Source organism: Amycolatopsis sp. NBC_01480 (assembly GCF_036227205.1).
Classification (GTDB): domain Bacteria; phylum Actinomycetota; class Actinomycetes; order Mycobacteriales; family Pseudonocardiaceae; genus Amycolatopsis.
Window position 1 is genome coordinate 317,835 of record NZ_CP109442.1, and the last position, 11,716, is coordinate 329,550.

The 11,716-nt window shown below is 70.8% G+C and carries 11 protein-coding genes and 1 riboswitch; of the genes, 5 read left to right on the forward strand and 6 right to left on the reverse strand.

Translation table 11 applies throughout. From position 1 onward, the window contains the following. Positions 1–110: 110 nt before the first annotated feature. Both OG371_RS01585 and OG371_RS01590 read left to right on the forward strand, forming a co-directional pair. A complete protein-coding gene (locus OG371_RS01585) occupies positions 111–1,133 on the forward strand; it encodes an alpha/beta fold hydrolase (protein WP_329064777.1) in 1,023 nt (340 codons plus the stop codon). A gap of 119 nt (positions 1,134–1,252) precedes the next feature. Next, entirely contained in the window at positions 1,253–2,719 is a 1,467-nt protein-coding gene (locus tag OG371_RS01590; protein ID WP_329064778.1) for an amino acid permease, read from the forward strand. Positions 2,720–2,783: 64 nt separating this feature from the next. Here the strand turns inward: OG371_RS01590 and OG371_RS01595 are convergent, their stop codons facing one another. Beyond that, positions 2,784–3,833: an NAD(P)H-dependent flavin oxidoreductase gene (locus OG371_RS01595; protein WP_329064780.1), complete on the reverse strand. Its 1,050-nt coding sequence runs from the start codon at positions 3,831–3,833 to the stop codon at positions 2,784–2,786. Positions 3,834–4,168: 335 nt separating this feature from the next. On the opposite strand from OG371_RS01595, the gene OG371_RS01600 reads away from it, so the two are divergent. Continuing rightward, positions 4,169–4,615 (forward strand): pyridoxamine 5'-phosphate oxidase family protein, encoded by a 447-nt coding sequence (locus OG371_RS01600; RefSeq protein ID WP_329064782.1) that lies wholly within the window; start codon positions 4,169–4,171, stop codon positions 4,613–4,615. Between the two features lie 453 nt (positions 4,616–5,068). Here the strand turns inward: OG371_RS01600 and OG371_RS01605 are convergent, their stop codons facing one another. Both OG371_RS01605 and lepA read right to left on the reverse strand, forming a co-directional pair. Then, positions 5,069–5,638, reverse strand: a complete 570-nt coding sequence (locus OG371_RS01605; RefSeq protein WP_329064784.1) for a Uma2 family endonuclease — start codon at positions 5,636–5,638, stop codon at positions 5,069–5,071. A 109-nt stretch (positions 5,639–5,747) separates the two neighbouring features. Then, entirely contained in the window at positions 5,748–7,643 is a 1,896-nt protein-coding gene (lepA, locus tag OG371_RS01610; RefSeq protein WP_442876069.1) for a translation elongation factor 4, read from the reverse strand. Positions 7,644–7,719: 76 nt separating this feature from the next. Here lepA and OG371_RS01615 point away from each other — a divergent pair, with 76 nt between their 5' ends. After that, positions 7,720–8,340, forward strand: a complete 621-nt coding sequence (locus OG371_RS01615; RefSeq protein ID WP_329064788.1) for a class I SAM-dependent methyltransferase — start codon at positions 7,720–7,722, stop codon at positions 8,338–8,340. Between the two features lie 7 nt (positions 8,341–8,347). Here OG371_RS01615 and OG371_RS01620 read toward each other — a convergent pair whose 3' ends face one another. Both OG371_RS01620 and OG371_RS01625 read right to left on the reverse strand, forming a co-directional pair. Continuing rightward, entirely contained in the window at positions 8,348–8,722 is a 375-nt protein-coding gene (locus OG371_RS01620) for a VOC family protein (protein WP_329064789.1), read from the reverse strand. A gap of 22 nt (positions 8,723–8,744) precedes the next feature. Beyond that, positions 8,745–9,608 carry a DMT family transporter gene (locus OG371_RS01625; RefSeq protein WP_329064791.1) on the reverse strand — a complete coding sequence of 288 codons (864 nt, stop codon included), beginning with the start codon at positions 9,606–9,608 and terminating at the stop codon, positions 8,745–8,747. 369 nt (positions 9,609–9,977) lie between these two features. Between OG371_RS01625 and rpsT the strand changes: the two genes are divergently transcribed. Further along, the gene (gene rpsT, locus OG371_RS01630) at positions 9,978–10,238 is read left to right on the forward strand and encodes a 30S ribosomal protein S20 (protein WP_091619377.1); all 261 of its coding nucleotides are present in this window, start codon (positions 9,978–9,980) and stop codon (positions 10,236–10,238) included. Positions 10,239–10,477: 239 nt separating this feature from the next. On the opposite strand, the gene holA is transcribed toward rpsT, so the two are convergent. Then, on the reverse strand, positions 10,478–11,449 hold the full coding sequence (gene holA / locus OG371_RS01635; protein WP_329064796.1) for a DNA polymerase III subunit delta: 972 nt from the start codon (positions 11,447–11,449) through the stop codon (positions 10,478–10,480). Between the two features lie 130 nt (positions 11,450–11,579). Beyond that, positions 11,580–11,714, forward strand: a riboswitch (SAM riboswitch). Positions 11,715–11,716 lie beyond the last annotated feature (2 nt).

Sequence of the window (11,716 nt, forward strand, 5' to 3'; positions counted from 1 at the left end):
AGGGCCCTTTTACGCGACGTTTCGTGACCCGTCAACACCCCGAGTTCGCAATCGGCTTGTTACCCCCGAAGTTCCACCAGAAGTCGACCTTCGGCGGTTAACCTGTAGACATGACCGCGACGAAGCGGCCCGCACCCGCTGTCCGCGGCGGCCGGCCCAGCAGCGAACCGGACCCGATCCGGGTCTCCTTCCGGCGTTTCGCCGGGGTGCGCACCCGCGTGCTCGAGGTGGGGCCGCCCGTGGCCGAAGCCGAGGCGCCCAAGCGCAGCCGCAAACGCGCGGCCGAGAAGCCCCGCGCGCCACGGCTCGTCCTGCTCCACGGCTACTGCGACAGCGCCGACACCTGGCGTGCCGTGCTGGCCGAATTCGCCGCCGCGGGCGTCGCCGCGATCGCGGTGGACCTGCCCGGCTTCGGCGACGCGCAGCCCCTGCGGCCCGGGCCGATGCTGCCCCAGCTCGACGCCTTCACCGCCGCGGTGGTGCGCGAGCAGGCCGTGCTCGGCCCGGTGGTGCTCGCGGGCAACTCCCTGGGCGGCACGATGAGCCTGCGGGCGGCCCAGAACCCGCGGCTGCCGATCGCCGGCGTCGTCTCGATCGCCGCGCCCGGGTTCGTCGACTCGTGGCTGGTCCGCACGGTCGCGCGCAACCCGTTGCCGCTGCGCCTGTTCTCCGCGCTGCCCGTGCCCGTGCCGGGTTTCGTGGTCCGCGCGGTGGCCGAGCAGGTCGTCCCGCGGCTGCTGTACGCCGACGCGGCCGCGGCCGACGTCACCCAGGTCCGGCGCTTCACCACGCTCTTCCCGGACTACCGGGCCACCACCAGCCGGCTCGAGGAGGCGCGTCAGCTCGTCAGCGAGCTGGCCGACGCCTACCAGCTCGACCGCGTCCAGGTGCCGTTGCTCGTGGTGGCCTGCGGCAAGGACAAGCTGGTCACGTCGGCGTCCGGGCGTCAGCTGCACACGCTGGTCCCGCACAGCCGGCTGCTGGTCCGCGAGGACTGGGGCCACTGCCCGCAGCTGGACGACCCGCCGGAGATCGCGGAGCTGCTCACGTTCTTCGCGGCGGGCGCGATCCGCATGGCAGGTGGAAAGGACAGCGCCCCCGCGGTCGCGAGCGAGGACACCGCGGCGGGCTGAACGAGCACGTCGACGCCGGACTGAACGGGCATCGATGACATAGAGGACAGCGCCTAGTACGGTGCCCTGCCAGAGCCCGTTGACCCGGGCTCTCTTCACAACCGTATGAGGAGACACCGATGTCCGCACCCCGCATGCTGGGCACAGGCTCCGGGATATTCCGGCGCAAACCCATCGAGGAGATCGACGGCAGCGCTGCCGGTGGTCTACAACGGACGCTCGGCCTGCGCCAGCTGACCGCGATCGGCGTCGGCGGCATCATCGGCGCCGGGATCTTCTCGCTCGCCGGCGCGGTCGCCAACAAGACCGCCGGCCCGGCCGTGCTGATCTCGTTCCTGATCGCCGGCATCGCGAGCGCGGCGGCCGCGTTCTCCTACGCCGAGTTCGCCGGCCTCATCCCGCGCGCCGGCTCGGCTTACACGTACGGCTACGCGGTGCTCGGCGAGATCGTCGGCTGGTTCATCGGCTGGGACCTGCTGCTCGAGTACACCGCGATCGTCTCGGTGGTGGCCATCGGCATCTCGGGCTACTTCAACGACCTGCTCGGCTTCCTGCACGTCTCGCTGCCGGCTTGGATGTCCGGCGCGCCCGGCACGGAACCCACCGGGATCGCGCCCGGCTCGTACAAGGTGAACCTGTTCGCGGTGCTGCTGTGCCTGATCATCGCGTTCGTGCTCAACCAGGGCATGAAAAACGCCGCCCGGTTCGAGACGCTGCTGGTGTACCTCAAGGTCGCGCTGGTGGTGCTGGTGATCGTGGTCGGCGCGTTCCACATCAAGACGGGCAACTACAGCAACTTCTTCCCGTTCGGCCTCAGTGGAGCGTTCACCGGCGCCGCGACGGTGTTCTTCGCGGTTTTCGGCTATGACGCGATGTCCACCGCGGCCGAGGAGTCGAAGGACTCCCAGAAGCACATGCCGAAGGCGATCCTGTACTCGCTGGCGATCTCGATGGTGCTGTACGTGCTGGCCTGCCTGGTGCTCACGGGCATGGTGAACTTCAAGGACATCAACCCGGAGAGCGCGTTCTCCAGCGCCTTCGCTTCGGTCGGCCTGGGCTGGCTGGGCGCGGTGATCGCGGTCGGCGCCATCATCGGCATCCTGACCGTGCTGTTCACCTTCCTGATGGGCGCCACCCGCGTCGGCTTCTCCATGAGCCGTGACGGCCTGCTGCCCAAGTGGTTCTCCGGCACCCACCGCAAGCGCCAGGTGCCGCACCGGATGACGTGGGTCCTGGGCATCGCGTCCGCGGTGATCGCCGGGGTGCTGCCCATCGAGGAGGCCGCGGAGCTGACCAACATCGGCATCCTGCTGGCGTTCGTGGTGGTCTGCATCGCGGTGGTCGTGCTGCGCTACAAGCGCCCCGAACTGCCCCGCACGTTCAAGACCCCGGGCATGCCGGTGGTGCCGATCATCGGGGTGATCTTCTCGCTCTGGCTGATCACCTTCCTGCAATGGCAGACCTGGCTCCGCTTCGCCATCTGGTTCGTCATCGGCATGGCCATCTACTTCGGCTACAGCCGCCGGCACTCGGCACTGAACCGGCCGGCTTCGCCGGAGGTCGAGTCGGAGTCCACTTCGGACTGACGCTTTGGGACGGGCCGCCCTCGGACTGTTCGAGGGCGGCCCTTTCCGGTCTTCGTGGCTTCTCTCAGCGGAGGCGGTCGAGCCGTTCCGCGGCGGTGCGGGCCTCGCTGCGGAGGCGTTCGACGATCGAGGCCGCCGGGCCTTCGGCGGTCAGCGGGTAGGTCTGACCGGCCCAGAGTGACATCGCCTCGGGGTCGCCGGCTTTGGCCGCGGCGGCGCGGATCGGCTTGCTCAGGTGGTGCAGCTGGGGGTACGCGGCCGGCGCGTGGGCGGACAGGTCGCTCAGCACGCGGTTCACCAAGCCCCGCGCGGGGCGGCCGCTGAACGCGCGCGTGAACGCCGTCGCCCGGTCCGCCTCGGCCAGCACCCGACGGTATGGGGCCGCCGTCCCGGCCTCGTCCGCTTGCAGGAACACCGTGCCCAGTTGCGCGGCGGACGCCCCGGCGGCGAGCACGGCCGCCACGTCGGCGCCGTGCACCAGCCCGCCCGTCGCGATGAGCGGGAGGCTCGTGCGCGCACCGATCAGCCGCAGGAGCGCGAGCAGGCCGTACTGTTCGCCGCCCGCCGGGGCGGTCGCGTTGTCGGTGAACAGCCCGCGGTGTCCGCCGGCCTCGAAACCCTGCACCACCAACGCGTCCGCACCACGCGCGGCCGCGAGGTCGGCCTCCTCCGGACTGGTCACGGTGACCGCGACCCGGCTGCCGGCCTCGTGCACCCGATGCACTTCCGCCGACGTCGGCGCCCCGAACGTGAACGACACCACCGGAACCCGCCGTGCCACCACGAGGTCGAGCTTGGCCGGGTACTCGTCGTCGTCCCAGCGCGGCTCCCCCGGCTCGACCCCGTAACGCAGCGCCTCGGTCAGCATCCGCTCGCGGTGCGCCGTGAGGTCCACCCCCGAACGGCTGCCCGGCACGAACAGGTTGACGCCGAACCGCCCGCCGGTCAGGTGCGCGGTGCGGGCGACCTTGGCCTCCAGCGTCTCCGCCGCGAGGTACCCCGCGGCGAGGAACCCGAAGCCACCGGCCGCCGTGACCGCGCTGACCAGCTCGGGTGTGGTGGGCCCGCCCGCCATCGGCGCCACGATCACCGGGAAATCGAGATCTTCGAACATGCCCGGGAGCCTAGTCCGGGGAGCGGATCGGACAGCGACCTCTCGATGCGCCCGTTGATTGCCTCGCCGCAGTCCGGCCGCGCCAGGGTCGTGGCGCAGCGTCGCCCTGGCCGCGCCATGGTCGTTGCCGCGCCGTGGTCTTTGCCGTTGCCGTTATGTACCCGCAGCCACGCTGTGGCTCTAACCGCGCGGTGCCGTAGCTGCGGCTGCGGCCGCACTGTGGCTGCGGCTTGCCCATGGCCGGAAGCTACCAGTCGACGAACAGCCCGGCGCGGACAGCGACGGCCGGACCAGCACCAAGCCCGGCCGAGGCCCGCATCGGGTTAGGCTGCGTCATGAACGCTGACCTGGAGCACACCCACGCGCTCGCCTTGCAGGAGAACGGGCTCGCGACCATCGCCACCGTCCGCGCGGACGGCACCGTGCACGCATCCGTCGTCAACGCCGGCCTGATCGACGACCCGGTGACGGGCAAGCCGTCGATCGGCTTCGTCGCTCGCGGGGACGCGCACAAGCTGACCCTGCTGCGCCGCGCCGGCCACGCGACCATCACCTTCCGCCGCGGCTGGGACTGGGCCTCGGTAACCGGCGCGACCCACGTGATCGGCCTGGACGACCCAGACCCGGCCTTCGACCCGGCCGGCCTGCCTGAACTCCTGCGCACCGTCTTCAAAGCCGCCACCGGCACCCACGACGACTGGGCCGAATACGACCGCGTCATGGCCGCTGAACGCCGCGCGGCCGTTTTCATCAGCGCGGACCGGATCATCCGCAACCGCTGAGCCAGCCCGGACACCAAACGCCGCGCCAACCCCTGCACCCGAGCCAGGCCAACGACAACCCAGCCACCGCCTCCCGCCCGCCACGCCCGCGCAAGCCGTGGCTGCACAGACGACAGCTGCGCGACTGGCTCGGGCACCAGGAACCGTGGCAGCACAGGCGATGCCTGGGCAGATCCTGCGCACCGCGGCTCCAGCAGCGATGGCTGCGCGACTTGCACGTACTGCGCGAACCGTGGCTGCACGAGCCGGGTCGCGCGGGCCGCGACAGCGCAGCCTGCGCCACCCGATCCGTGCAGCCCGGCCCGTGCAGCCACGGCGGAGAAAAGCCGCCGTGCCAACGAAACCACCGGAATCACCGGAGTCGCCGCGCGCGCAAAGCGGCGTGTCACCCGGCCAACGCCGGCAGCCACCAGGGCAGCAACGTACAGCGCGTGTACCCGCACAACAGCCCCCTCAGCTCAGGCGGCCGAGTAGTTCCGCGGGTACCACGCGTACCGGAAATGGCTGGCGGGCCTGGAAAACCTCGTCGACCGCGGCCTTCGCCACCTGTTGGTAGACGCCGTCGCCGTCCAGTTCGAAGACGGCCAGTGCCGGTTCGGCCGGGTCGACGACCCAGTAGCTCGGGACGCCCAGGCGCTCGTACACGGCCTTTTTCGTGTTCAGGTCGTGGATGGCGGTGCTGGGCGAAAGCACCTCGACCGCGAGCACCGGTGGCTCGGGGAGGTCCTGTTCGGTGAAGCCCTCGCCGCGGCCGACCAGCAGGTCGGGTTGTAGTTCGAGGTGATCGCCGATGCGCACCGCGAACGGGGCCCCGGCGACGAAGTACCCGGGCGGGCAGGCCTCGTCCAGCACGGGGTACAGGCGGTACGCGATGGTCTGGTGTCTCAGTCCGGGCGCGGGGCTCACGACCAGCACCCCGTCGATGAGCTCACGGCGGCGGCCGTCATCCGGCATCTCCTCGAGGTCGCGCACCGTCATGGGGCGCGCCCCCTCGGGACGCCGGGTGTCTGTCATGACCGTCATGGTGCTCTCCTTCCGTCGGTCACACCAGAGGAGACCAGGGGGTACCGACAAGAAAGCCGCCCGCGGCCAGGCGGACGGCTTCCTTCACTCGAACGTGTGAGCGAACGCGTTATTTCTTGTTCTTCCCGCTGTCCTCAGTGGACAGTGCCGCGACGAACGCCTCCTGCGGCACCTCCACGCGGCCCACGGTCTTCATCCGCTTCTTGCCTTCCTTCTGCTTCTCCAGCAGCTTCCGCTTACGCGAGATGTCACCGCCGTAGCACTTGGCGAGCACGTCCTTGCGGATGGCGCGGATGGTTTCGCGCGCGATGATCCGCGAGCCCACCGCCGCCTGGATCGGGACCTCGAACTGCTGGCGCGGGATCAGCTCGCGCAGCCGCGTCGCCATCCGGTTTCCGTAGCTGTACGCGGCGTCCTTGTGCACGATCGCCGAGAAGGCGTCCACCGTCTCGCCCTGCAGCAGGATGTCGACCTTCACCAGCTCCGACGCCTGCTCGCCCGCCTCTTCGTAGTCCAGCGACGCGTAGCCGCGCGTACGCGACTTCAGCGTGTCGAAGAAGTCGAAGATGATTTCCGCGAGCGGCAGGTTGTAGCGCAGCTCGACGCGGTCCTCGGACAAGTAGTCCATGCCGAGCAACTGGCCGCGCTTGGTCTGGCACAGCTCCATGATCGTGCCGACGAACTCGGCCGGCGCCAGGATGCTCACCTTGGACACCGGCTCGTACACGTCCGAGATCTTCAGCCCGGTCGGCCAGTCCGACGGGTTGGTGACCACGACCTCGCTCCGGTCCTCCAGCACCACCCGGTAGACCACGTTCGGCGCCGTGGAGATCAGGTCGAGGCCGAACTCGCGCTCCAGCCGGTCGCGGGTGATCTCCAGGTGCAGCAGGCCCAGGAAGCCGCAGCGGAAGCCGAAGCCCAGCGCCACGGACGTCTCCGGCTCGTACGCCAGCGCGGCGTCGTTCAGCTGCAGCTTCTCCAGCGCCTCGCGCAGCTCCGGGTAGTCCGAGCCGTCGACCGGGTACAGCCCGGAGTAGACCATCGGCTTCGGCTCGCGGTAGCCCGCCAGCGCCTCGGTCGCGCCGTGGCGCTCGGAGGTGACGGTGTCGCCGACCTTCGACTGGCGGACGTCCTTCACGCCGGTGATCAGGTAGCCCACCTCGCCGACACCGAGTCCCTTGCTGGGCTTCGGCTCCGGCGAGATGATGCCGACCTCCAGCAGCTCGTGCGTGGCGCCGGTGGACATCATCCGGATCTTCTCGCGCGGGGTGATCTTGCCGTCGACCACGCGGATGTAGGTCACCACGCCGCGGTAGGTGTCGTAGACCGAGTCGAAGATCATCGCCCGCGCGGGCGCGTCGGAGTCGCCGACCGGCGCCGGGACCTGCTTGACGACCTCGTCCAGCAGCGCGCCGACGCCCACGCCGGTCTTCGCCGAGACCCGCAGCACGTCGCCCGGCTCGCAGCCGATGATGTGCGCGATCTCGCCCGCGTACTTGTCCGGGTCGGCCGAGGGCAGGTCGATCTTGTTCAGCACCGGGATGATGGTGAGGTTGTTCTCCAGGGCCAGGTACAGGTTGGCCAGGGTCTGGGCCTCGATCCCCTGCGCCGCGTCCACCAGCAGGATCGCCCCTTCGCACGCTTCGAGCGCGCGGGAGACCTCGTAGGTGAAGTCGACGTGGCCGGGGGTGTCGATCATGTGCAGCACGTGGTTCTGCCCGTCGACCTGCCAGGGCAGGCGGACGTTCTGGGCCTTGATCGTGATGCCGCGCTCACGCTCGATGTCCATCCGGTCGAGGTACTGAGCGCGCATCGCCCGCTCCTCGACGACACCGGTGAGCTGCAGCATGCGGTCCGCCAGCGTCGACTTGCCGTGGTCGATGTGGGCGATGATGCAGAAGTTGCGGATGAGCTCCGGCGGCGTGAAGGTGGTGTCGGCGAACGTCTTGGGCGCTGTCACTCGTGTGGTCCTCGGGAACGTGGTTCGGGGTTGGCCACCTTCCATGGTCCCATGGAGCTCCGGGTGCGGGTGGGGGTCATCCCCGATGCGAGATCACCGTGACTCGTGGTGACCTCGAAGTATGAGCACTTCGCACCAGCCCGCGCCGGTTCCACCGGCCGCCACGGGCACCCTCGGCACCGCCCTCGACCGGGCGTTCGGCCACCCCGCCGGCCTGCTCGGGCGCCTCGGCGGGTGGGTCATGGCGCGCGGCAACGCCGCCACCGAGCACCGGATCGTCGACCTGGCCCGGCTGGAGCCGGACGAAACCGTGCTGGTCGTCGGCCCCGGCCCCGGCGTCGGCCTCGACGCCGCCAGCCGGCTGGCCGGCGAGGTCATCGGGGTCGAGCCGTCGGCCGAGATGCGCTCGCTGTGCCTCGAACGCTGCGGCGACCGCGTCGAGCTGCGCGACGGCACGGCGGCCCGCACCGGGTCGGCCGACGACTGCGTCGACGTGGTCCTGACGGTCAACAACGTGACGTTCTGGCAGGACCGCCCGGCCGCGTTCGCCGAGTTGTTCCGGATCCTGCGCCCGGGCGGGCGGCTCCTGCTCTCGGCGCACGAGAAGTGGCTGCCCGTGTCCCGCCACGAGCTGGCCGACGAGGCCGCCGCCGCGGGCTTCACCGATCTGCAGACGTGGACCTGGGAGCCGCCGGGCTTCGCCGGGCTGGCGGCCCAGCTGAAGGCCCTCAAGCCGGCTTGACGGACGGCTACCGGGGGTCGGTCCGGAGCGGATGGCCGGACGGCACCTCGACCAGCACGATGCGCGTCCCGTCGGGATCGGCGATCCAGGCCTCGTCCAGGCCCCAGGGCTCCCGCTGAGCGCCGCGGACCGGCGTGACGCCGCGTCCCGCCAGCTCGGCCAGCGTGGCCGGCAGATCGCGGACCTGGAGCCACAGCGCGACGTCGGGCGTCGGCCCGGACTCGGCCCGCCCGACCACCTCGATCGACCCGCCGCCGGCGAAGAAGACCGTGCCGCCGGGGAACTCCTTGTCGATCGCGAGCCCCAGCGTGTCGCGGTAGAACGCGGTGGCGGCGTCCAGGTCACGGGGGTGGATCAGCACGCGGCTGCTCAGTACTTCCATGGTTACTCCCTACCCGAGTGGTTCAGGCCACCGCAATCGCGGCGATGCCGGCCAGCACCACCAGCGAACCGGCCAGCCGGCGCGCGGCGTTGCGCTCGCCGAGGACCAGCCACGCCGCGACGCCGCCCACCACGATCGACAGCTCCCGCGCCGGGGCGACCAGGCTGACCGGCGCGATCCGCAGCGCGTACAGCACAAGCAGGTACGCCGCCGGCGACAGCAGCCCGACGATCAGCACCTCCTTGCGGTGCTCCCGCCACAGCCGGCCGACCTCGGCGCGGCCGCGGTAGGCCGTCGGGGCCAGCAGCAGGCTCTGGCCGATCGCGCCGCCGCCGAAGTAGACCAGCGGCGGGACGCCCAGCGTGGTCACGGAGCGGGCGTCCCAGAGCGTGTACGCGGCGATGACGGCGCCGGTGAGCACGCCGTAGAAGACGCCGGCGCGGCGCGCGGCCCGGTCCGCCGTGCCGCCGCCGATGCTGATCACCAGCACGCCGGCGATCACCAGGAACGCGCCGATCAGGCCCCACACGCCGGGGTGCTCGTGCAGCACCAGGACGGCGGCGAGCACGGACAGCAGCGGCCCGGTGCCGCGCGCCAGCGGGTAGACGATCGACAGGTCGCCGACGACGTAACCGCGCTGCAGCACGATGCCGTACGCGATGTGCATCACGGCCGTCACGGCGGCGGCGATCAGCCAGCTCCACTGTGGACGTTCCGGCTCGACGACGAGCGCGACGGCGACTGCCGGGGCCATCGCGACGGCCGAAACGGTGTAGTAGAGCCAGACGAAGCGCGGCCCGCCGAAGGTGACGCGCTTGGCGGCGAGGTTCCACGCCGCGTGCACGAAGGCGGCGACGAGGACGAGCGACAGAGCTGTGGTGTTCACCGGACCCCTTAAGGGTCTTTCGCGCGCGCGAAAGACCGGGTCCTCCAGGCTTTTGTCCCGTCAGATGAACGGCAGGGCTTCCGGCTCCGCCGATGGTGCCGCTCGGACCTGTCCCACCGGCCCTCGTTGTGGGTGGGCCCGCGCGAGGCGGGCCGCGGGCGGTGGCGGAACCCTAGGCACTAGCAGGTCCCACCGTAGCCGAACCGATCACCGCGGGGCGGCCGCGGGGGTCCGGAGCAGGGCTGTTAGGCTTTCCCGCTGTTGCCGTGCGGCATTCCGTCATGGAGGAAACCCGGCCGCGCCCCTCGCGGGCGCACGGGGCCACTTCGACGCGGCAGCGACCTCACCGAGAGACACAGGAGCGCCCCCGTGGCCAACATCAAGTCCCAGATCAAGCGCATCACCACCAACGAGAAGGCCCGCCAGCGCAACCTGGCGATCCGGTCCTCGGTGAAGACCGCGATCCGCAAGTTCCGCGACGCCGCCGACTCGGGCGACAAGGCCAAGGCCGTCGAGGCGCAGCGCGACGCCGCCAAGAAGCTCGACAAGGCCGTCACCAAGGGCGTCATCCACGCCAACCAGGCCGCGAACAAGAAGTCCGCGATCGCCAAGCGCGTGAACTCGCTCTGATTTCCGGCTCTTCTCTTCGGAAGGGGCCCGGTGACCACTGGTCGCCGGGCCCCTTCCGCGTGTTCGGGGCTTGCTCTTCGCGTGGGCTGGCTCGGTGTTCGCCCTTGGCGGCTGGTCACCTCGGTGACCACTGGTCGCCAGATTCTTTTCGCATGTTCGGGGCTCGCTTCGCCTGGGCCTGTCGATGCGGGTCACCGGGCCCATCTCGCGTGGCCGGGGTGTGCTGCGCCTGAGCTGGCTCAGTGTTCGCCCTTGGCGGCGACGACCTCGGTGACCGCACGCTCCAGCGCGTAGTCCGCGTCGGCGGCGGCGCCCTTGACCTCGGCGTTCAGGCGGGCCACCACGCGCATCGCGGTGGCGAGCCCGTCCTGGCCCCAGCCGCGGGACTGGCCCTGCGCCTTGCGGATCTTCCACGGCGGCATGCCCAGCTCGCCCGCCATCTGGTTCGGGTTGCCGCGGCCTGCCGCCGAGACGCGCGCGATGGTGCGGACCGCGTCCGCCAGCGCGTCGGCCACCAGGACGTGCGGGACACCCAGCTGCATGGCCCAGCGCAACGACTCCAGCGCCGCCCCGCGGTCGCCCGAAACGGCCTTCTCCGCCACCGCGAAGCCGGTCACGTCGGCGCGGCCGGTGTGGTAGCGCCGGACCGCCTGCTCGTCCACGACGCCCCCGGCGTCGGCGACCAGCTGTGTCGCCGCGGAGGACAGCTCGCGCAGGTCCGAGCCGACGGTGTCGAGCAGCGCCATCACCCCGGCGGCGTCGATCTTCCCGCCGGAGCGGCGCACTTCGTTGCGCACGAACGATTCCCGCTCGGCGGGCTTGGTCAGCTTCGGGCACTCGATGATCTCGGCACCCGCCTTTTTCAACGCCGCGGGCAGCGCTTTCGCCGCCTTGCTCCGGCCCCCGCCGCTGTGCACGACGACCAGGACGATGCCGTCCGCCGGCGAAGCGATGTACGCCAGCACGGCGTCGGCGAGCTCCTGCGAAATGTCCTGCGCCGAGTCCAAAACGATCACCCGTCCCTCGCTGAACAGCGAAGGACTCACCAGCTCGGCCAGCACCGGCGGTGTGAGTTCGGACACCCGGTTGCGGGTCAGATCGGCCGTCGGGTCGGCCGCCCTCGCGGCGTCCAGCGCGGCCCGGACGGCCCGTTCGATGAGCAGTTCTTCCTCGCCGATGACGAGCTGGAGCGGCGCGGGGGCGGTGGTCACCCGGCCATCCTCTCACTCGTCCGGCCGCCGGCCCGTCCCGGTGACGGGGCGGGCACCGTGGCACGAGGTGATCGCCATGTCGTACGGTGTAGCCGAGGCAGCGCCCGCGAGCGCGCCGACAACTGAATACCGCTCATCCAGAGGGGCAGAGGGATACGGCCCGACGAAGCCCCGGCAACCGGCGTACAGCCTGTCATTCCGCGATCGCGGGATAGCTGACGACCACGGTGCCAATTCCGGCCCGCTTCGGCGGGGCAGATGAGGAAG